Source organism: Domibacillus robiginosus (genome assembly GCF_000966195.1).
GTDB classification, from domain to species: Bacteria; Bacillota; Bacilli; order Bacillales; family Domibacillaceae; genus Domibacillus; species Domibacillus robiginosus.
Window position 1 is genome coordinate 1 of sequence record NZ_LAHL01000009.1, and the last position, 21412, is coordinate 21412.

Annotated in this window: 16 protein-coding genes and 1 pseudogene; 2 read left to right on the forward strand and 15 right to left on the reverse strand. The window is 44.1% G+C overall.

From position 1 onward, the window contains the following. Positions 1-652: 652 nt before the first annotated feature. Positions 653-1048 carry a hypothetical protein gene (locus tag VP97_RS05050; protein ID WP_050180605.1) on the reverse strand — a complete coding sequence of 132 codons (396 nt, stop codon included), beginning with the start codon at positions 1046-1048 and terminating at the stop codon, positions 653-655. 230 nt (positions 1049-1278) lie between these two features. On the opposite strand from VP97_RS05050, the gene VP97_RS05055 reads away from it, so the two are divergent. Then, on the forward strand, positions 1279-3432 hold the full coding sequence (locus VP97_RS05055) for a bifunctional diguanylate cyclase/phosphodiesterase (protein WP_050180606.1): 2154 nt from the start codon (positions 1279-1281) through the stop codon (positions 3430-3432). 321 nt (positions 3433-3753) lie between these two features. Further along, positions 3754-4233, forward strand: a complete 480-nt coding sequence (locus VP97_RS05060; protein ID WP_050180607.1) for a hypothetical protein — start codon at positions 3754-3756, stop codon at positions 4231-4233. A gap of 359 nt (positions 4234-4592) precedes the next feature. On the opposite strand, the gene VP97_RS05070 is transcribed toward VP97_RS05060, so the two are convergent. The 14 genes and pseudogenes from VP97_RS05070 to VP97_RS05135 form a co-directional block, all read right to left on the reverse strand. Further along, on the reverse strand, positions 4593-6473 hold the full coding sequence (locus tag VP97_RS05070) for a putative bifunctional diguanylate cyclase/phosphodiesterase (protein ID WP_050180609.1): 1881 nt from the start codon (positions 6471-6473) through the stop codon (positions 4593-4595). Between the two features lie 152 nt (positions 6474-6625). After that, positions 6626-7099, reverse strand: coding sequence for a hypothetical protein (locus tag VP97_RS05075; RefSeq protein ID WP_050180610.1), 474 nt, complete (start codon positions 7097-7099; stop codon positions 6626-6628). Next, on the reverse strand, positions 7077-8330 hold the full coding sequence (locus VP97_RS05080) for a DnaB-like helicase C-terminal domain-containing protein (RefSeq protein WP_050180611.1): 1254 nt from the start codon (positions 8328-8330) through the stop codon (positions 7077-7079). The genes VP97_RS05075 and VP97_RS05080 overlap by 23 nt, the downstream gene beginning before the upstream one ends. Then, positions 8327-8584 (reverse strand): annotated as a pseudogene (locus VP97_RS05085) (DnaD domain protein); the annotation flags it as partial. The gene VP97_RS05080 and the pseudogene VP97_RS05085, both read right to left, overlap by 4 nt. A 12-nt stretch (positions 8585-8596) precedes the next feature. Beyond that, entirely contained in the window at positions 8597-9052 is a 456-nt protein-coding gene (locus VP97_RS05090; protein WP_156153421.1) for a hypothetical protein, read from the reverse strand. A gap of 48 nt (positions 9053-9100) precedes the next feature. Next, positions 9101-9271: a helix-turn-helix domain-containing protein gene (locus VP97_RS23185; RefSeq protein WP_082220238.1), complete on the reverse strand. Its 171-nt coding sequence runs from the start codon at positions 9269-9271 to the stop codon at positions 9101-9103. Positions 9272-9788: 517 nt separating this feature from the next. Continuing rightward, positions 9789-10895 (reverse strand): glycosyltransferase, encoded by a 1107-nt coding sequence (locus tag VP97_RS05100; RefSeq protein WP_050180615.1) that lies wholly within the window; start codon positions 10893-10895, stop codon positions 9789-9791. A 59-nt stretch (positions 10896-10954) separates the two neighbouring features. After that, entirely contained in the window at positions 10955-12484 is a 1530-nt protein-coding gene (locus VP97_RS05105; protein ID WP_050180616.1) for a phytoene desaturase family protein, read from the reverse strand. 341 nt (positions 12485-12825) lie between these two features. Then, complete coding sequence (locus VP97_RS05110) at positions 12826-14163, reverse strand: aldehyde dehydrogenase family protein (protein WP_245629841.1); 1338 nt, start codon at positions 14161-14163, stop codon at positions 12826-12828. Between the two features lie 52 nt (positions 14164-14215). Next, positions 14216-15718 (reverse strand): phytoene desaturase family protein, encoded by a 1503-nt coding sequence (locus VP97_RS05115; protein WP_050180618.1) that lies wholly within the window; start codon positions 15716-15718, stop codon positions 14216-14218. Then, positions 15708-16604 carry a phytoene/squalene synthase family protein gene (locus tag VP97_RS05120; protein WP_050180619.1) on the reverse strand — a complete coding sequence of 299 codons (897 nt, stop codon included), beginning with the start codon at positions 16602-16604 and terminating at the stop codon, positions 15708-15710. Before VP97_RS05120 ends, VP97_RS05115 begins: the two co-directional genes overlap by 11 nt. A 200-nt stretch (positions 16605-16804) precedes the next feature. Beyond that, positions 16805-17692 carry an alpha/beta hydrolase gene (locus VP97_RS05125; protein WP_050180620.1) on the reverse strand — a complete coding sequence of 296 codons (888 nt, stop codon included), beginning with the start codon at positions 17690-17692 and terminating at the stop codon, positions 16805-16807. A gap of 456 nt (positions 17693-18148) precedes the next feature. Next, positions 18149-20059, reverse strand: coding sequence for a hypothetical protein (locus tag VP97_RS05130; protein WP_050180621.1), 1911 nt, complete (start codon positions 20057-20059; stop codon positions 18149-18151). A 444-nt stretch (positions 20060-20503) separates the two neighbouring features. Next, complete coding sequence (locus VP97_RS05135) at positions 20504-21376, reverse strand: AraC family transcriptional regulator (RefSeq protein ID WP_050180622.1); 873 nt, start codon at positions 21374-21376, stop codon at positions 20504-20506. Between the last annotated feature and the right edge of the window lie 36 nt (positions 21377-21412).

Sequence of the window (21412 nt, forward strand, 5' to 3'; positions counted from 1 at the left end):
AAAAGAACCAGCTGCATAGGTAGCTGGTTCTTTTCATTCTGTTGAAATATGATGTTGTCAATCTAAATCAACTTCAGATTCTAAATGTTTATAGACATTTTGGGTTTGTCTTGATCCCCTGTGTGACCATTCTTAGGCGAAGCATAGAAGAAGCGGCATTCGCGGGGCTCCGCTTTCCAAGGGGCAGGCGGTGAGCTCGCCTTCACCGCTTCACGGCAAAGCCAATCTCACCTGTCCCGCTAGTCCCTTAGGAGTCTTCGCCCCGCGCCTGCCGCCTTTGTAGGGAGAAAAGGAAGCCAGTAAAACCCAGTCTGTTTCCCTTTCTTTGCTGGAAAGAACAGAAAAAATCTTTTACTCTCCTGTTTTCCAGAAACACAACGGGCGGAGGGCTGCCGGCGCAGACTCCCGCGGGACGAGCGGACAGGCTGACACAGACAGCGCGAAGCGGTGGCTGGTTCAGCGTTCGCCCCACAGGAAAGCGCAGCCGCCAGTCCGGAGCTCCCTGACGCTGTTTTTCGAAAGGGAAGGCTTACAGGCAAGCTAAGAAAGAGAAGCACCATATAAACTTTTTAAAAAATGAACTTCTTCTTGACTTCTTTGTTTTTCAACACTAAGAAAAGAACCAGCTGCATAGGGAGCTGGTTCTTTTCTTTTACAACAAACGAGTAAAAGCGGATTTTAAGTACGCATCAAACGCTTTTTCCTGGCCGTGCTGCCAGTATAAGCTGTCAGGATAGGACGCCTTGTCTGCGTAAATGTTATCAATGATATCCGGTTCATCCTCGGTCGTTTTTCCGGCGGTTACCTGGATGAACGGCTCGGTTTCGTCAAAGACAACATCAAAACGGAGAAACCGGTCTTCAATCCGAAGTGCCGCCGCATTTTCCGCGGCTTCAAATGCTACATCCAGGCCGACTGCCACATATTTCTCTAATGAATCGTCAAATGCTTCCAAAGTTCCGTACAAATCGAGAAATAAGTCCGCTAAAAATAATTCATCCTTAAACCGAGCGTCTAAAAACGTCCGCATTTGATCTTGAAACACCATGACATCAGCCCCTTTACTTTTTCACTTTTCATAATTTACAGTATAAACAATTTTTTCCTCTGTGAAAACCCTTGTTTGCGTGCCCCTTTCAAAAGGGAACAGAAAAGAGAAGCGTCGCGTGGCTTGGCGCTTCTTGTCGAACTGCGGGTTTTTCGTTTATTTCACATAGCTCATTCGACAATTTTTTAGTAAAATAATAGAAAAAGCCTATAAAAAGAGAGGCAGATGTCATGGAAAATATTTTTTCGTCTTCGTCACTGCTCGAAGTATACCAATCGTTATTTGAACAGGATGACGAGATTTCATTTGCGGTAGACACCGAAGGAAACATTCAGCTCATGAACGAAGCCGCTACGTCCCTGCTCGGTTATACGGCGGCTGAATTCAACGAGATGGATTATAAACAAATTATTCCAGCAGATCATGTGGCGGATGTGGAAGCTTATTTCTCCCATATTCTGAAAGGAAATAAAGCCTCTTTTCGAATGATGTTCCAGCACAAAGACGGCTATACGGTTTACTTATCCATAAATGCGGTTCCTGTTTATAACGACGGGGCTGTACAGGGTGCTTTTGGCGTCGGTCGTGTGCGGACAAATGAACAATATACAAGCGAGCTGTTAAACGGGCAGAATCGGGTGCTGCAGATGATTGCCATGGGCGCTCCCTTCTGTGAAGTGCTTCATCGCATTGTAACGACGATCGAGCGGATTTCACCCGGTCACCCATGTGCGATTATGGTGCTGAATGAAGAAAAAGACTCCCTTTTTCACCTTACAGCCCCTCATCTGCCTGATGACTATATTCAAGCAATCGACGGGATTCCTGTCGCGGACAATCAAGGATCATGCGGAACGGCTGCTTTTTTAAAAGCACCGGTTATTGCAACAAACATCGCCACTGATCGGCGCTGGGCCCTTTACCGTGATGCAGCGCTTAAGCACCAGCTGAAAGCCTGCTGGTCCACTCCTGTTTTTGATAATGATCAGCAGATTATTGCCACTTTTGCAATGTATGCCCATCAGGTGGCCGCGCCTACCGAGGCAGATAAAAGGCTGCTTCGGGAAGCAACCCGGCTGACAAGCCTGGCTATTCAGCATTACCGGGCAAAAGAACAAATACAAAAGCTTGCCTACCATGACCATTTAACCGGACTACCCAACCGCCGCCAGTTCCGGCAAACACTCGAGCAAACGATCACGCGGTATCCGGACGATACGCATGCCCTGTTTTTTATTGATTTGGATCGTTTTAAATTTATTAATGATTCCTTTGGCCATAAAACCGGAGATGATCTGTTAACCATGATTGTCGACCGCATTCAAGCTCGGCTTGACGGCTCCATTCTTTTTTCCCGTGAAGGCGGGGATGAATTTACAATATGGCTTGAGAAAACAAGCGGCCAGGATGCTGCCCGTATGGCCAACACGATTTTGGATACATTTCGTGAGCCGTTTTCCCTTCAAGGAAACGAATTGTTTATGACTGCAAGCATTGGCATCAGCTTGTATCCGCATGATGGACTGCAGGAGCAGGAGCTGTTTCGCAAAGCAGATATTGCAATGTATGAAGCGAAAAAAGACAATCAAAATTCGTTTCAATTTTACACAAATATGCTGGACCGTCAGTCGCTAAAAAAATTAAAAATGGAAAGTGAGCTTCGCTCGGCGCTCGCTAGAGAAGAGCTCAGTCTTGTTTACCAGCCCATTCAAAATTTATGCACAGGTGAAATATATGGAGCTGAAGCGCTGATTCGCTGGAACAGCCGGCACTTTGGCTTTGTATCACCCGTTGAATTTATTCCCATCGCGGAAGAAACCGGCTTGATTATCCCGATCGGTGAATGGGTGATCCGCACCGCCTGCCGCCAGCTGAAGGCGTGGCAGGAAGAAGGCCGTTCGCTTACGTGCATGTCCGTTAATTTATCTATATCCCAGTTTTATCGATCGCCGCTGGCCGACACGATTTCGTCCATTCTAGAGGAAACGGGCCTAGATCCGGCTCATGTAACGTGTGAAATTACCGAAAGCATGACGATGGACACCGATAATGCCGCCGCTGTGCTGCAGCAGCTGAAAAGCATCGGTGTGTTTATTTCTATCGATGACTTTGGAACGGGCTACAGCTCGCTTAGTTATTTGCAGAAGCTGCCGCTCGATACACTTAAAATTGACCAATCCTTTGTCCGGGATATTGCGACCAACGAAAGCGCTAAAAAAATTGCGACCACGATTATTGTCATGGCCCATCATCTCGGCCTTCATGTTGTCGCTGAAGGCGTAGAAACGAACGAACAGCTTTCGATCTTAAAAGAATATCGGTGCGACGCCGCACAAGGGTATTTGCTCGGGCGTCCCGTGCCACCAGATGAATTTTTCGCGTAACAAAAGCAGCAGGCCTTACGAGCCCGCTGCTTTTTTCGGTTTCTTTTTATCCTTTCCTCTTCCCCCTTTTTCACGCATTTTACGAAAAGCAGCTATTTTCCCAATCGTAACGGGTACACTATGGGCAAAGAAGCATTAACAAAACGGTACTTTTTCTGCCCATTTTAGGGCGGCAGCACATTTTCTCGCCTTCAAATGTTTAAACTACTGCCCAGAAAGGTTAAAGATGTAGATAGGTTGGTTAAATTTACATACTCACTCCCGCATCAAGCAGCCAGACAGCTTGAGCATACAATGGAATGAGGCGAAAGGAGATTGCTTATGCCTGTTAGAAAACGTCCAGGTTATTATGAGCGTAAATTAATCGCCGGCGCCCTGGCCGGTACACTTTTTTTCCTGTTGGTGGTGCTGATTCAGCCGCTGCCAGTAGATACACCGGCTTCGAGCTGGCCCAATTATCTTCAGCGCTTTGCCAACGCGCTTCCGGTTTATATGATGTATATTACGCCGACAGCCATTATTTATTTTGTGATTACATCCTTGATCAGTGACAGAGCGGCACGCTACCTGACGCGCCGGAAAAACGGCCGGCTTGAATGGCTTTATTCTCTTATCTTCCATTTGATCTTCGGTCTCGTTTTACTCTGGTATACACTGCCTGCGGCGCTGTTTTTCTTCTTGATCGACCGCCTGCTACACAAATGGCGCGAGCGCTATGCTTACAAGCACGTCCTCATCGCAATGATGATTCCGTTTTTTACCTGGTTCATCTTTATGATGATTGCTTTTTTAAAAGGCTAAAAAAAGAAGCCCGCTTACCGCGGGCTTCAGTGTGTAGATAAAGTCTTTCTTTTTCAAAAAAAGAGCCGATAAGTGGTGTTGAAAATCAATAAGCAGAGGCTGAATAAACATTTTCTCTTTTCCAAAAAGAAAAATACGACCCATTAGCCCTATACAATCTTGTTGCAAGCCACTTGGCGGCGGGAGGGCGGCGCAGACTCCTATGGGACGAGCGGGCAGCTGAGCCGGAGAAGCCGCCGGGCTCAGCGCCTGTCCCATGGAAAGCGGAGCTGCCTGGACGCGCCCAATCTATCCCATTCATGTACACGGTTATCAATCGTTTGTCTACACTCTCAAAGCCCCTTATGACCGGGCTTTTTTTATGCTTCCATTTTATCCAGCAGCGTCCCTTTCGGCTGTGCTTCCAATAGCTTATCTGCGTCACACTCCGGCAGCGGCCTGCTGAACCAGTACCCCTGGCCGGTCTGACAGCCGAGCTGCCGCAGCATGTCCAGCTGGTCGGCGGATTCAATACCTTCTGCCACTACATTCAGCTCGAGATTATCGGCCAGGTCGATAATGTTTTTGACGATGGCCGCTTCTTTTTTCGAGGTGGTTACATCCCGTACAAACGACTGGTCAATTTTCAAGCAGTCGAGCGGCAGCTCTTTGATCACACTCAGTGACGAATAACCGGTGCCGAAGTCGTCAATCGAAACCTTTACGCCCACCCCTTTCAACTGATCCAAAATCCACTTCGTTTCCTGCGTGTTCTGCATCATGCTTTCAGTGATTTCAATTTGCAAAAATGCCGGGTCCATTTCCGTTTCCTGAATGATCGCTTGAAAGGTTTCAACAAAGTGTCTGTTTTGAAACTGCTGTACCGAAATATTGACACTCATGCCAAGCCGCCCGTAGCCTTTCTTGTACCAGCGATTGCTCTGCAGGCAGGCTTCTCTCAGCACCCATTCCCCAATCGAGGTGATCAGGCCCGACTCTTCTGCGACGGGAATAAATTCGGCTGGAGACACATTGCCAAACACGCTGCTTTTCCACCTGATCAATGCTTCAAATCCGGTGATGTTACCTGTCACTAAATCCACCTGAGGCTGATAGGCCAGAAAAAGCTCGCTCTTCCATATCGCCCGCTGCAGCTCTTTTTCAAGCGCCGCTTTCCGCTGAAGCCGGTTGTACAAAACAGAATCAAAAAACTGATAGTTATTACGGCCTTTTTCTTTGGCAATCCGCATCGCTGACACGGCATACATAAGCAATGTGTCGAGCTTTTCGGCGTCTGCCGGCGATGTACTAATGCCGATTGAGGGGGTAATGACAATATCATGACCCTGGATCTCAAAAGGAGCTGTCAGCGTCTCGAGAAGCGCTTCCGCGAGAAGCGTCATTCGCACTTTGTTTGTATCGTACCCGATAAGCCAGAACTCATCACCGCCATACCGGTAAATGGCGCCCTCTCCTTCTCGTAAAACGCTTTCAAACCGGCCGGCCGCTTCCTTCAGCAGCACATCCCCGGCCCGATGCCCGAATGAATCATTAACCATTTTAAAGCGGTCGAGATCAATGATCAATAGAGCTGTTTCCTTCCCGGCCCGCATTCGCTCATTCAAATCCCAAAACAAAGCCGTCCGGTTCGGCAGTCCTGTTAATGTATCCGTGTATGCCAGCGCTTTAATTTGCTCATCTGATTCTTTTCTGTCGGTGATATCTAAAATAATGCCGTTCGTTTTAATCAGCTCGCCCTTTTCGTTCCGTACAGGAGACAATTTGATTTCAACCCACTTGATCTGCTGGCCGTCTGAAATCCGGCATTCAATTGTGTTCACCAATTTTTTCTCATCCGCTCGATACTGCTCCAAAAAATCGGCCATTTTTTTGAAGTCTTCATGGTAAATATATTTTTTCCAGATCGCTTCCCAGTCGTAAGCGTTTTCAATATGAATACCAAGAATTCTCTCAAATCCTTTTGACAGCGAGAAACGGTTTGTCCGGTAATCAAGCGACCAGAGGGCTGCATCTACATTGTCCAGCAGGCTTTGCAGCTCGTTCCTTTTTTCTTTTAATTTTTCATTTACCTGACGCTTATGGTCATACTGGCCGCCGATCCACCAGGCTACCGCAGAAAAAAAGAGTAAGGACAAAAGATGATACCCATTGTAAAACTGACTATAATCGAGCTTCATTGTCCAAAAAAAATAAGAAAAGTTCGCAAATAATGGCGTTCCGATTCTGCCAATGTAAGCCATACCTTTTGCTCCTTTGATGTCGAAATATCTCACAAATAATTCTTTAGACCTATACTACAATCATATCAAAAGAAAGGCGCCGTGACACGTGTAATTTTTATGGAAAAACTTAACACAAAAACAGCAGAAAACATTCAATATGATGTCCCCTGCTAAAAAGTTTTCCTTTCCTGTTCATCTATCCGCTTATTCTGCTGTTTTTCCTTTTTCACATCAACGACCCCAACGAGTGCAGGCAGAGACTCACATTCCCGCAGCATATCACGCATGGTAATTGCCCGGCCGTTTCGCTCTACTGTGTAGCCAGGACTGCAGCATGCTACCGCGCAGATCGTCTCTTTCAGCTCCTGCCGTGCCCTTTGAATGGCCTGTTCCTTTGTATGGGCCGCAACGAGCAGCCATAGTGTCCGGTTGGCTGTGATGGCATACACAAAAGCAGGTTGAAAGCCGAGCGCATTTCGCCCCTTCATTTGCCGAATAGCGTCATTATCCATCTCCTCAAAGGGAATGCTCTCTTCATCCATTTCCATATCGACGACCCCGCGCTGCAGTAAATCAAGCAGCCCATAAACAAGTGTATCCTCCTGCTCGCCAAACGCTTTTTTAAACAGGTCCCGGATGGTCATGATCCACTAAAATCCCTGTTTCTTTTATGTACGTGACCGTCACAAAGCCCGTTTGCCCGTTCCGGTTTTTTGCCACAATGATTTCCATTCGCTTATCAGTTGCATCCCTGGAGTAGTAGGCTTCCCGGTACAAAAACAGCATCACATCCGCGTCCTGCTCCACCGACCCGGAATCCCGCACATCAGACAGCATCGGCCGCTTGTCCGCACGCGCCTCCACAGCGCGTGACAGCTGGGCAAGGCAGATCACCGGGCAGAAAAAGTCTTTAGCCATCGCTTTTAACCCGCGTGATACCGCCCCGATTTGCGCCGCCACATTCCCGTCGAAAAAATGCGGCGGCGTAATGAGCCCCAGGTAATCAACGAACACGATAGGACGGGCATCCGGATGGTCCATCAGCAGCCGTCTGAGTGATGACCGTATATCAGATACCGTCACGGCCGGCTGATCAATCACATAGATGCCGAGCTCAGCTACTTCACGGATCATATGCGGCCAGTTTTTCTTTTGCGTCTCTGTCAGCAGCTCGTACGGATTGCGCATTTTCGTCCGGTTGAACCGGCCCGCCATCGCCAGCAGTCGCTTGGTGAGTGTGGCAGCCGGCATTTCCAGGGAAAAGATAATCGGCAGGCAGCCGCTCCCTGCCGCCATCCGCGCCATATGCAGCATCACATCCGTTTTTCCCATCGACGGGCGGGCGCCCATCACCGTCAGCTCGCCTTCCTGAAAGCCGCCGAGCGTTTCATCGAGCCCCTGGATGCCCGTCATTGCACGCGGCACCTGCTTTTCTTCCACAAATGGCGCTTCCCGGAGCGGCTCCACAAGCTCGGCTGTCGACTGCGCCGTTTGAATACGGACGCTCCCAATGCGCGCTGCTGCTTCCATCACCCGCTCCGCCGGCCACTCCTCCGCCGATGCCTGGATGCACATCGAACGGACCTCCCGCTTTTGCCACGCTTCGATCACAAGCGCTTCGTAATGCGAAAACCGGTCGATACTCGCATGGGCCACCAGATCGTTGATATACGGCGCGCCTCCAAATGACTCGATCAGCCCGCCGACCGACAGCGTCACCACATCGACAATCCGTCCCGCCTGTGCTTCCGTCTGGATGTGTGCAAACAGCTCCCGGTGCAGCGCCGATTCAAAGTAACCCGGTACCATTTGGGTATCAAGCGCGATCCGGCTGTCGTACAGGCACGTGCCTAAAATGGCCATCTCCGCTTTCATCCGATTCCCTCCCCGGCTTCGATGTCGAGCACAAGCGGCTTATACAGCGATGCCGCTTCCGTTTTTTCCTTTTTTGCCTGAACCTCCCGAAGCGACGTCCGGCCTTCTGCCTGCCAGATGCTCAACACCTTCTGCACGTACGCATACGGCTTGTCTGCTTCACTAGACCGCTTCATCGCTTCTGTCACCATGTCTTCACTGAGCGCCGAGCACCAATCCAGAAGACCCTGCTCCACTGCCTGCGAGGCCGGCCCAAATAACCTTTCTCAGAACTGCACCACCGCCGGCCGGCTTTCGGTTCGGTTCCGTTCCGTTTTCTTTCCGTTTTGTTTCGTTCCGTTTTCTTTTTGGTGCCGTATCGTCCACGTATCGTACAAGGACCGAATGCGGCCAGGTGGAATATGCGCCGCCACAAACGCAATGAGCGACGCGTCTTTTACCAAAGACAGCTCTTTTTCCACACAATCCTCGACCGGCTTGCCGCCCCGGGTGAAATTATAGCGTCCCCAGTGCCGGATCGCCATTTCTCCCTCGTCCTCACTAAACCGCACCAGGCCCATTTCTTCAAGCGACCGAAAACACTCCTCTACCTTTGACAGCGCCAATCCCGTATCAAACGCCGCCTTGCGCCTGTTCAGCGGATAAATGCCAATCTGCGTCGTCTGGCTGTTTGTCAGCATATACAAAAAACAAAGCTTCTCCGCCGCCGACATATCCATCACTTTATTGTCACTCCAAAAATTCGCATACACAAACCGATACTTCGCTATTTACATTCCCTCCTGCCGATTGATCCAGTCCGCCAGCGTTTCCTGCGAGAAAAAAATCCGCCGCCCCACCCGGTAATGCGGCACCGCCCCGGCCTGCACATACCGATACAGTGTCCCCGGATATACCCCTAAAAACGCCGCCGCTTCCTTGATCGTCATCTTCGTTTTCATCCGTTTTCCTCCCCTTTCGCTTTTTATGTACAAAGAAGAAGGAAAAATCGATACCTGAAGAGGAAAAAAAGAAAAAGAAGACAGCTTTTGGCTGCCTTCTTCGCTTCTTTATCGCCGCCCAAACGCGCGCCGTTCTCCGTACTCCGTACACGCCGGATACAGCTTTACCCGTTTGCCGTTCCGTCCTTTGTTCGAACGAAGTGGGAGCCCCTTTCTTTTGTGTATTTGGCCATTAAAAATGATGTTTACAGCAGTGTGTTTTTTGAATGTAAGAAAGCCAAAAACATACAAGGGACGAATAAAAACTTGTATATTTTCGGCTTTTGATAACTTTGGATATGAAACTCTTTTAATATCTACTCGTTTAGGTCTCATTATAAAAATTCCTGCTATTTAATAGAGCAGGGATTTTTGTCCTGCATGCAAAGAAGCCCGAGATCCATCCCCGCGCTTCTCTATTAGATATTTTATTACCCTGTGCAAAATCGACGATCGTTCACACAGGAATTAAGAGTATTCAGACCTTAATTTTACGACCCTTCCAATTCACAGAATGGAAAATATTCACCCTGATGAAGGAATACAGATAGATTCCTGCAAAAAACAAAAACAATATCGGATAAAAAGGGAAAACCGCCCATCTGAAATTACCAACCCTCCTGGCAAACCATGCCGTTTGAATCATATACAGGATATACAATATCCCACTGAACATGATTGCCGCAGGATTCCATTCAGTAATAGAAGAGATCAATGCTCCCGCAGCAATGAAACTGCCGGAAATCCAGAAGATAACCATCAGCATGATAACTGGATGAGTTGATTTGGAGCCGACGGCAAAACTTTTGCACCAGCCCTCGATAAGGCTTCCTACTCCTTCCGGGTACATGCGCAACGACATAATACCTTTGCCGCCCAGGCAGCGAACGGGGAGATCATGTTCAAGAAATGCCTCTCCCAGGGCCAGATCATCCATGATGGCTCCCTCGATTTTTTTATGACCTCCAGACAAAAAGTAATCGTCTCGATTACATAGAATGCATGGACCGAACGAACCGGCAGTTTTAAACCGTGGTCCCCAAACCGTAAAAAGATTCATCCCTACCACGACGATGATGTTAAATACAACGGAGATGTGTTCATACAAGCGCTCAACTGTATGAAATGGCTGTAATGCTGTAATACCTTTGGCTCCCTTTCCCTGATAGAAATGCAGCAGATTGCTTAACCCATCCACACTGGTGAATCTTGTATCAGCGTCTAAAAATAATAACCAGCTCCCTTTGGCCTGGTCGGCGCCATGCCAGCAGGCTGATGATTTTCCTGCCCCTGCATTCTGCAGAACCTTTGCACCGTAGCTTTTTGCAACAGCCGCAGTATTGTCAGATGAATCGTCATCAACAACCAGAATTTCAAATTGTCTGAAACGCTGCTCCTGCAATGATTGCAATAACGGTGAGATCCTGCTCTCTTCATTCCTGGCTGGAATAATAATGGACAGAAACGGAAGACCGGTCGCAGGCCTGGAGGAGGAAACGGGAACCGGTAAAGACCAGAACATGAGGACGCCAATCATAACTGCCACAAATCCAATCGCGAGATTCATTACTTCTAAAGCCGTCATAAAACCAGCCTCCTTCCTCTGCATGTAAGCACACAGCTTTTATGATTCCTGACAAACCTTTATTTCGCTGAATAATCGAACAGATTGCCTGTATCGTCTTGTATCAATTCCTGTGCGGTAATTCTGGCAGATAACAGCACAATGGGGACGCCGGCGCCGGGATGGGTACTGCTTCCGGTAAAGTACAAGTTTTCACAATGGCTCGCCTTGCTTTGCGGACGATAGTGGTTGCTTTGTTTCAGGATTGGCTGCAAACCAAATGTAGCACCATTATACGCATTGAATTTCGACCTGAAATCCAATGGTGTGGTATGCGTTTCGGTGACAATCTCATTTTCAATGTTTTCAAAGCCACGGATTTTCTTTAATTCATTTAAAATGTAACTGCGATAATAAGAAATAGTTTCCTCGTCCCATTCATAGTTTGCTGTAGCTATATCCGAAACGGGCATCAGGATATACAATCCATCCTTTCCCTCAGGCGCCAGGGAAGAATCCATTTTTGAAGCGATGTATACATAAAAGGAGGCATTCGTCAGTTTCTTCCCGTCAAAAATATCCTTAAGATTCTGATCAAGATTTTCATTGAAAATAAAATTATGTACATGGTCAATTTCTTCATATTTTCGGTCCATACCGAGATATAATAGAAAACATGAACAAGAGTATTTCATACTGTCGATTTTCTCATCGGTATATTTTCCTTTGGCAGGCTTGTCTTTTACTAAGTGCTTCATCGCATAGGGGAAGTCTGCATTACAAACTACATAATCTGAAGAAATTTTCTGTCCATCCACTAAAATCCCTTCCGCTTTGCGGTTTTGAATGGCGATCTCCTGTACATCCTTTCCATAATGAATCGTCCCTCCAAGCTCCTTGAAGAGCCTTTCCATTGCCAAAGCCATCGTATACATACCGCCCTTCATAAACCACACTCCATATAGAAATTGAATCATAGGAATCATGGTATAAAAAGAAGGACTTTTCAGAGGGGAAATACCTATGTATAACGTTTGAAAACTAATCAGCTGTTTCAGCCGTTCATTCTTAATATATTTACTGATAAACTTATCCGCAGTGTCGTAAGGTTTCAGCTTCAATACTTTCTTCAGCATCGGGAGGTTATAAAAATCAGCTCTTTTGCGGAAAGGTCTTTGAAGAACGTGATGCTTTGCAATAACAAATCGTTTGTTAATTTCATGCATATATTGAAAAAAGCCTGCTGTGTCCTCTTCGCTGATTGATTCGATCGTCTTTGTCAGCTTGGTAAGGTCAGAGGAAATATCAAAAGGCTGGTCGGGAATATCACTAAAATAAGCCCGATATATCGGATCCAATTTTTCCATTGGAATGTAATCATCCGGGTTGCGGCCGCATAGTTCAAATAGTTCCCGATATAATTCCGGCATCATCACGATGCTTGGCCCCAAATCAAATTTGTACCCCCCATCCAGTTCAATACGATTCATTTTGCCTCCGGGTGTTAACCCTTTTTCATATATTTCCACCTGATAGCCCGCATACTGCAGCCTTATGGCACTGGCAAGCCCTGCTACACCCGCTCCAACGACAATGACCTTCTTGCTCATGTAAATTCCCTCATTTCCAAATAATATTTGCTTCATCTTTTAACAAGTCCTGAAGTAATAGCCGTCATACGCCCCCGCTTGCAGCGTTGAACAACGATAACGGGAGGTTAAGCCAAGGGCATACAGGATCATCATCCAGCCTCCCCTTGCTACATTCCAAAAAGAAGAATAGCGGAGCAGGCCACTGTGTTAATTCCCTTGTTTTATTTCCCTGGAAAGCGAGTTAAGTCTCTCGATCCGATGCCATTCCGTCTTTTTTTACTGTATCCTTTTTTAAGAAAAAATCGTGCCATTTAAACAATGCTTATGTATAAAAGACACAACTTTGCTCAATCATTCTATTACAGCAGCCACTTTCTTAACTTTTTCAATGCTTTCATGTTTCGGTCAGAATATGGCGGGAATTTACCTTGAAAACGCAGGTAATGATACGTTTGGTAATCTGTTTTTTCATAACTAAAAGCTAGAAAACCAGCTTTGCCGTGATAAGCACCGTATCCGCTTCTTCCAACCCCTCCAAATGCGATATGGGGGCTCGCGGCATGATGTATCACTTGATTGACACTGATAGTTGATGAACGCATGTATTCGTTGAACAGTTGAATTTGATTTCTATTTTTACTGAATATATACCCCGTAAGTGTATCGCGCTGAAGCCTGCCACTGGATAATAACGTTTTTAAGTTCGTATAGGGAATGACAGGAAGGACCGGACCGAAAATTTCCTCCTGCAGAATCGGACTTCCCGGTTTGATATCTGTTAACACGGTTGGGGCGATGAACCGATCGAATCGATCATACGCACCTCCATGCCGGACATTGCCCTGCCCGATAAACTCAACCATCTTTTGAAAATGTGCATCGGTACAGATCCTGCCATAATCCCCGCTTGCCTGAGGTTGCTCTCCGTAGAAAGCGGAAACCGAAGCGGAAATCTCATCCAGCGTTTTTTCATAAATAGAATGATGGACAAAAAGGGTATCCGGTGCAATACAGGTTTGTCCAGCATTAAGGAATTTACCCCAGACGATTTCTCTAATGGCTGCTTTTGAAAAGCCTGTTTCATCAATGATACATGGGTTTTTCCCGCCGAGTTCCAGTATCACCGGTGTAAGTTGCCCAGCTGCCTGCTCTGCCACAGCTTTCCCAGTCTGTCCGCTGCCTGTAAAAAAGATCAGATCAAAAGGGGCTGAAGTCAACAGGCTGGCGGTTTGTGCATCTCCTGTCACAACATGTAATTGTTCGGGAGGAAAGGCGTGATTGATGATTTCTTTTAGCAGTTCAGCCGTTGCCGGTGCATGTTCAGATGGTTTGATTACGCAGAAGTTTCCGCTGGCAATTGCACCAATAGCAGGCATCAAGGTAAGCTGGACTGGATAATTCCACGAACCGATGATGAGTACGCTCCCATATGGATGCCTCTTTTTTTTGAGCGCTTCCACATATCCCAATTTAAGGTGCCGAGAGCGGACAGGCCGGTTCCATTTTGCTATATGCTTGCATACATAATCAATTTCATTCAATAGAACGGCAATCTCAGATGAAAAGGATTCGAAGGCCGGCTTTCCCAAATCTGAATAAAGAGCCTTGATAAATGCCTCTTCGCGCTCCAAAAGAATAGCTTTCAGCTTTAAAAGCTGCTTTTTACGTACTTCAATTGAAGGGCTTCCCGTGGACAACAGCTCCTCCCTCTGCCTTTCCGGTAATGTCTTCAGAAAATGACTTTCATTGTCAGGCATGGGAAAAATCCCTCTGAACTATTTTCTCGCTTACAAGCTGGCCGCTTAAAGTGACCATAGGCATTCCGCCTCCTGGGTTTACGGTTCCCCCCACAAAATATAGATTGTTATAGCGTTCACTCTGTTTCGGATGCTTGAATCCTTTATTTTTCTTGCGGTCTGATACTGTTCCATAAATGGCACCCCGGTCAGAGCCATACATCCGCCTGATATCTTCCGGTGTCCATACATCTTTTGTAACGATATTAGCCCGCAAATCGTGCAAACCCATTTTCTCTAATTTGATCAGGGTCCGCTCAGCAAATTGTTCATATTCCTGCTGGGTGAAAGGTTTCTGATCCTGAATATAAGGAATATGGGGCAGTACTTTTATATTTTCATGTCCTGCAGGAGCCTGCGACGGATCTGTTTTATTGACGTTGACTAAATAAATAACCGGATCATTCGGCAGTTCATGACGATGGAAGATGGATTGCATTTGCTGCTTCATATTTTCTGCGAAAAAGAAATTATGATGGCGAAGCTGCGGATAGCTTCTTTTCACGCCCAAATGCATGACGAGACCGGAGCTGGCCGGTTCGAATTTCTTCTTTAATTTGTTCACAAAATGGCTGTCTTCCTCCAGTAATCGTTCGTAAACCGGTATGACTTCCATATTAGAAACATAATAATCTGCTGTCAGCTTTGTTCCGTCTTCCAAAACGGCTCCTGTGATTTCACCGTTCTTTTTTTCAAGCTTGACGATCTTTTTACCGAGGTGGAAGTGAACTCCCACTTCATCAGCTAGCTTCACCAAACCGTCCGCTAGTTTATTCAAGCCACCGGGTACATACCATACACCCTGGTCATGCTGCATGTAAATCATCATGTTCAAAACGGCCGGTGCATCGTAAGGGGACGAACCCACATACTTGATAAAGTAGGATAGCATATCGCGGAACTGTTTATTACTTATCCGTTTATCAATGGCTCCATGAACGGTAGAAAAAAGATCAAAGTTCTTTAAAGCAGTGAACAGGCCCGTATGTTTCATAATTTCTCTCGTCTTATCAACGCCATGCTTAAAATAGGTTTTATCCGTTATATCATAAAGTCTTTTTGAATAGTGAAGCAAATCCTGATACTCACGCATATCCTTTTCACTCAGAGATTGGTTCTTCTCTTGCATTTCCTTCAAATCTTCATATAAGTCTATGATATTTCCGTCAGGGAAAAAGGAGCGCCATTGATGATCCAGCTTTTCAATTGGGACGTAGTCCTTCATGGATTTGCCACTGGCAGCAAACAAATTTTCGAAGATTTGGGGCATCGTAAGGATGGATGGGCCCAAATCAAAACCGAAACCATCCTGATCCAACCGGTTCAGCTTCCCCCCAATGTGATCATTTTTTTCATATAATGAGACATCGTATCCTGCCTGTGCCAGTGAAATCGCAGCCGATAGTCCTCCGAGTCCGCCTCCGATAACCAGTACGTTTTTATTTTTAATTTTCACCTGTTATTGCCCCTCCTTCCCGTAAATCAAAAATTCTGTTCACTGCAGTATTGATTTGGACCATTTTATCTTTTGTCACATAGTTCCGTTTCGTTAAACATTGGTAGCCATTTTTCCGTACAGCATCAAGTATGCCTCTGTATATATGAGCAGACAGATAAACGGGTAATCGACTATCAGCATCCAGCAGCTCTATGTTTACTAAAAACCCTTCATATAATGATTCGGCACGTGCAGCAAGTTTTTCCCATAGATTGATGAAGTTATCATTAATCAAGCTTTCATGTAAATCATTCTGTGAATAGTGAAAATGACTCAGTTCTTCTACGGGCAGATAGATGCGATTTTTCTCATGGTAATCTTCGCCAATATCACGCAGTATATTCGTAATTTGCATGGCTACACCAAGATCAGCTGCAGCTAAACGCAAACCCGCCGAAGATTTCGAGGCAATGATCGGCAAAAGCATTAAACCGACAGACCCCGCTACATAGTAACTGTATCTTTCCAATTCTTTCATTGTGTTCGGGGTTGTAAAAGCTAAATCCATGGATTGCCCAGTCAGCTGGTCATAAAAGAGGCCGATATCCATGTCATATGTATTAAATACATGTCTGAGTGCGCGCCATAGTGGTTTGTCCACTTCAGCTCCATCATTGAACAAATCTAGTTCTTTCTTTAAGTGTCTTAACAGCCTGGCCTTCTCCTCGAACGAATGCTCTCCATCTGCACACTCATCTGCAGTTCTGCAAAAAGCATAGATCGCATAAACGGCATTTGCTTTTTCATCAGGAAGTTGTGAAAATGCATAGTAAAAGCTTTTGGAGTGTTGTTTTATCATTGTTTCACAATACTTAAAATCCGCTTGCTTTTTCTCCGTTTCCATATCCACATCCATCTCCTTTTAGATCTATTTCCAGATCATTGAAATATCATAAATTGTCGATTGGATTTTTATTCCTTTTTCGCTGCTGCTTTAAGTCGGCATGCATCCTTACATCATTCTATATGCTAGTTCTCTCCTAAAACAAACTTGAGTGTTCTGCAAAACACATGTTAGAAGGAAGGAACATCGAAGGAAGTGCTTCAATTTCCATGAGATTCGGCCGCTTCTCTAATTTTCCATGCGACAAGCTTCCAGGCCTCCTCTGCCCTTTCTTTTGGGCCTAGATGGGTAAAAGCATGTTTACAGTCTCTGAATATCTTCTCTTGAACCTTTACCCCAGATGCTTTTAGTCTCTCAGCATAACATTCTGCTTCCGGCCTAAAGGCGTCATACTCCGCTATGAGAATAAGGGCAGAAGCTAATCGGTCACTCACTACAGCACGAACAGGGGAAGCGAGAGGATGCTCCGCTTGTCCTTTGTCAGGTACGTAGCACATGTTTAAAAAATTTGCTGCTTGAGGATACCGGGCACGCCACTTATCCGGTTCCGGTTTATCTGCATGCGGGGTGGCAAAATCCAGCATCGGGCATGTCAGCACTTGGAGCAGTGGCTGATTTTCCCCTTTCTCTTCCAGGTAGAGACAGAGAGCTGCCGCTATATTTGCCCCTGAACTCTGTCCGCCAACCATCATTTTTTCCGCATCAATATTCAAATCGTTGGCTCTTCTCTTTATCCATTGAAAAATTTCATACCCCTGTTCAATCGGCCTGGGAAAAGGGTACTCTGGTGCTTTCGCATAATCAACATTAACAACTACACATTCTGCCTGATTGGCCAGGTAGCGGCAATAAGGATCATCCATCTCCTTTTCATGCATGATGAACGCTCCACCATGAAAATTAATATAGACAGGGAACTTTTTCTGTCTTGCTTCCAAGGGATAGTACAGGGAAATGTTAGTAGGTTCTACAGATGTTTCAACTTCCACATCTTTTTTCATTTTCACTGGCTGAAAGGGAATCATAGGTGTTTTTTTTGCTTGATTAGGCAGGAGACGAAGTAGTTTTGCAATCGTAACAGTGAACATTAGTGTAACCTCACTTTTTACCATTTTAACTTGAATAAAACAAATTTATACTCCAGCAATCACTATTATTATCCAGGAAGCCAAAGTGGTAATGGCGGCACTCCCTCCATTGTTTTTGGTAGATTATATGTTTTGTCCGCCCAAAAACAGTTTATTTCTAACATATGATTCAAAGACCGAGAAAGTGTAATAAACGCTAGCTTTATATTCATTTTTGACATACATTCCACTGCCCCAGGCCCTCCTAAATTGCTGCTGTATCGGTTTCTTCTATTTTCATTGAACCTCCATACCTTCTTCATTCGTTTAATTCTGTTCAACAAACCTTACCCGTTATCATAATAACTTCCACAAAAAAAAGGACTTATCCTTCTTCAAGATAAGCCCCAGTTAGTTGAACAAGCACCTTCTTATATTATTGTGTCCTTCTTTCCCTCTCAATAGCTGTAATAAAGATTAATCAATATAATTAAACATGTAATATAGACCCCAATCCTGGTCATTTGCCCACGGATCATAAAATCCCGCTTTTATTCCATTAACTGTGTGAGGTGTAAGCTTTGCACAAGATGCACTGCCGTCTTCATTGAACAAATTTAACACTCCGCGGTAAGAGCTTGCTGCTTTCTTATAATACTCAGCATCTTTCGTTATCTCTGCTATGTTTTGATAAACACGTCCAGTTAAGGAACTCCAATAATGCGGGAATGTATCACCATACAATCTATGTTTACCAAACCAGTACCCATCCCAGTGTCTTATTGCCGTTTCGTACATGTGATAATCAGGTTGAAGACCATTGAATAGCTCTAAAATTTTTATATGTTTTTTTGCTTCATCAAGATATTTACTATCATCCGTTAACTTATACATTTCTAGTAAACAGTCTGCAGCCGGGGCAACAATAGTTTGTTCAAAATTCACTTCTGATTTAGGATAATTTACTCCATAACTAATAATAGTATTCACATGCTTTTCAAAGTGACTAAAAATTTCGTCTTTTTCGATGATAAAATTTGCTTCTTTCAGCAATGTAAGCATTTCAAACATTGGCAGCTCAATAGGATAAAAATCAGCACCACCTTGCTTATAGTAGGACAACAGCACTTTAGACATGTCCTTTAAAAATGCTTTGCTCTTATACGTAAGATATAACTCTTTAAACAGGACCGCCAGCCAGGAATAGTTATATAAACGGTGAATATCGTTATTTCTTTTTATATCATTAAAGACCATGCCTGTATCTTCATCGTAAAGCTCTCTTCTGATATAACTCACATACTTTTTTAAACTTTTCTCTATTTTTTCATCCTTATTATTCCTAAGAAAACGAGCAAGCAATACGCCCATTCCGACCCTTTCCCTGCCCCCATTATGATCGTGATAATGAGAATAATATATATGCTGGTCTTCATTATCATAAATTAAGAAAGCACCGTCTAAGTGACTGTCCCTATTTTGATACTGTTGTTTATTAACAATAAATTCACATCTGCTTCTCACGAGTTTTGATACACCAGGCAGAACAAGAATTTTTACCTCAGTAGAAATGTCACTTATATTTACTATATAGCTATACTCTCCAATCATTAAATCCGCTTCATTGATTTTTACAATATTTTCTTCCTTAGTATATGGAATTGCCTGTGAATTTCTTGTAATATTTATTTGTTTGTCAATCAAGCTATTATGAAGGGAAATCTCAATATTAATTTCTTCGTTTTCAAACACAGTGTAATTTTCTGCTTTTATGTTTAAATAATTTGGATATGTTTCTAACTTTTTATAAAAGTCCTCTTTACCATCATGCCAAAATAGTTCCCATTCAATTACATAAGACTCGCCTGGAACCAATGCTAATGGAGCTACATGTACTAAAAAGTCTCCGCGATCATTACTTATTAATGATAAATCACGTTCAACACTATAAGATTTTAAGCTTCCTTTCGTTAAAAATAACCCTAAATGCGGACCTTCTCCTCCCATTCTTAGCCCCATAATATAACTAACAGCTCCACCACACCAAATATGTGCATGACATTTATTTGTTAAACAGACATCGGCTGATTCATAATCATCATTAAATGTTGTGTATATCGAGATGTCTCCTAATTTCGAAAAAATATCAAATTCTGTTTTGTTTGTAAACGTGTAAACCTCTCGAAGGGTGTTGTTATTAGTAAAACTCCGAGTAACCTCTGTATCTATTCCTTTTGGAGCTCTAATGGTTCCCCAGAGTTGAGTTCCTTCCACCCAATTCATTTTATATGGATCATCCTTATGCATTAATGAACTTATATACAGGTCTTCCTTATATTCAATGTTAAAAGAACCTTCCTTTATTTCATCCCTGTTTTTTGTTTGCATGTAAGTACCTCCAATATTAGAATTCATCCCTAACAATAATCTTTGATCCTTTCAATACTCTATTTGATTATATGAAAGCCCTTATGTGCATTTAATACAAAATTCAGTTTTTTTAAATCAAATAACAGTCAATTTCTATACCTTCTCCAAAGGAATAGCTGATTCTCCAGAAGAACTGATTGAAGAATTACCCGATTTATGGGAGTTCGTTGCATTTGACAATCCAAAATGCTGTTTATGGCAGTATGTTTTTTTAAATAGAAAAAGCCCGAAAACATGCAAGAAATGATTAAAAATTTGCATATTTTCGGCTTATTAATAACGTTAGATATTGAACAAAAGCCCCGATAATTTAATTGAAAACATTCACATTCATCCTATCTGTTAAGAATAGTAAAAATAAAAAAAGAGCTGACGAAACAGCTCAGTGATCTAAAATTACATTTATTTTTTTAATACTGGAATCCAAATTTCACTTTTTACCGATGGTGAGGTTAAATCTTTACTTTTAATTGTCAAAATTTCAGGTCCTTCTGTTACTTGATAATTGGAAGATGGAAACCACTCAGAATAAATCCTTCCCCAGATTTCCTGTACCGCACCAGGAAAAGGTCCAGTTGATTCAAATATCGCCCACGTTAAAGCAGGAACTTTAAGCTTTGAAAATTTTTCAGGGCATGCTTGTGTCGTTGCCACTCCTATATACTGATCAAGCTCTCCTTTCTCTTCCATGCGTCCTTCTGAAAAATTTGCAGATGCTTGAATCATCCCCTTAGGCTCAACATTAGAAAGTTTCTTTAATTCGTCTATTTTTTCCATAGTCAAGGACTTCCACATTTCTGTGATTTCCGGGTTTTCTCCTTCAAAAATAATGGGAACTCTTTTCATGATACCCACTATATTAAATGCCTCTTTTTGTTCGATTCGGTAATTCATTTCATTTCCTCCCCTAATTGATAGTTGAAAGGTCATGAGTGGATAGGCTTTTAATTGCTGTCCATCGTGTCTTGCTTCTGATGGCGTTACACCGTGTAAATGCTGAAAGGCTCTCGTAAAAGAGTCCGGTGAGCTGTATCCATATTTCATCGCAACATCAATTACTTTTATATTACTATTGGTAAGCTCAAATGCGGCCAGGCTAAGTCGTCTACGGCGGATGTATTCTGATAAGGTAATACCTGCAAGAAAAGAAAACATCCTTTTAAAATGATATTCGGAACAATGAGCGATCCTTGCCACCGCTTTGAAATCTATTTCGTTAGTGAGGTTATTTTCGATATACCTCATTGCATCATTCATGCTCTTAAGCAAATCCATTTTTTGACCTCCTTTCATCAATAGAATATCAGGAGC

Bases quoted from the DNA above. Each gene is read 5' to 3' on its own strand.
- VP97_RS05050 (WP_050180605.1), bottom strand. From the start codon at position 1,048: ATGGTGTTTCAAGATCAAATGCGGACGTTTTTAGACGCTCGGTTTAAG.
- VP97_RS05055 (WP_050180606.1), top strand. From the start codon at position 1,279: ATGGAAAATATTTTTTCGTCTTCGTCACTGCTCGAAGTATACCAATCG.
- VP97_RS05060 (WP_050180607.1), top strand. From the start codon at position 3,754: ATGCCTGTTAGAAAACGTCCAGGTTATTATGAGCGTAAATTAATCGCC.
- VP97_RS05070 (WP_050180609.1), bottom strand. From the start codon at position 6,473: ATGGCTTACATTGGCAGAATCGGAACGCCATTATTTGCGAACTTTTCT.
- VP97_RS05075 (WP_050180610.1), bottom strand. From the start codon at position 7,099: ATGACCATCCGGGACCTGTTTAAAAAAGCGTTTGGCGAGCAGGAGGAT.
- VP97_RS05080 (WP_050180611.1), bottom strand. From the start codon at position 8,330: ATGAAAGCGGAGATGGCCATTTTAGGCACGTGCCTGTACGACAGCCGG.
- VP97_RS23185 (WP_082220238.1), bottom strand. From the start codon at position 9,271: ATGAAAACGAAGATGACGATCAAGGAAGCGGCGGCGTTTTTAGGGGTA.
- VP97_RS05100 (WP_050180615.1), bottom strand. From the start codon at position 10,895: ATGACGGCTTTAGAAGTAATGAATCTCGCGATTGGATTTGTGGCAGTT.
- VP97_RS05105 (WP_050180616.1), bottom strand. From the start codon at position 12,484: ATGAGCAAGAAGGTCATTGTCGTTGGAGCGGGTGTAGCAGGGCTTGCC.
- VP97_RS05120 (WP_050180619.1), bottom strand. From the start codon at position 16,604: ATGGAAACGGAGAAAAAGCAAGCGGATTTTAAGTATTGTGAAACAATG.
- VP97_RS05125 (WP_050180620.1), bottom strand. From the start codon at position 17,692: ATGTTCACTGTTACGATTGCAAAACTACTTCGTCTCCTGCCTAATCAA.
- VP97_RS05130 (WP_050180621.1), bottom strand. From the start codon at position 20,059: ATGCAAACAAAAAACAGGGATGAAATAAAGGAAGGTTCTTTTAACATT.
- VP97_RS05135 (WP_050180622.1), bottom strand. From the start codon at position 21,376: ATGGATTTGCTTAAGAGCATGAATGATGCAATGAGGTATATCGAAAAT.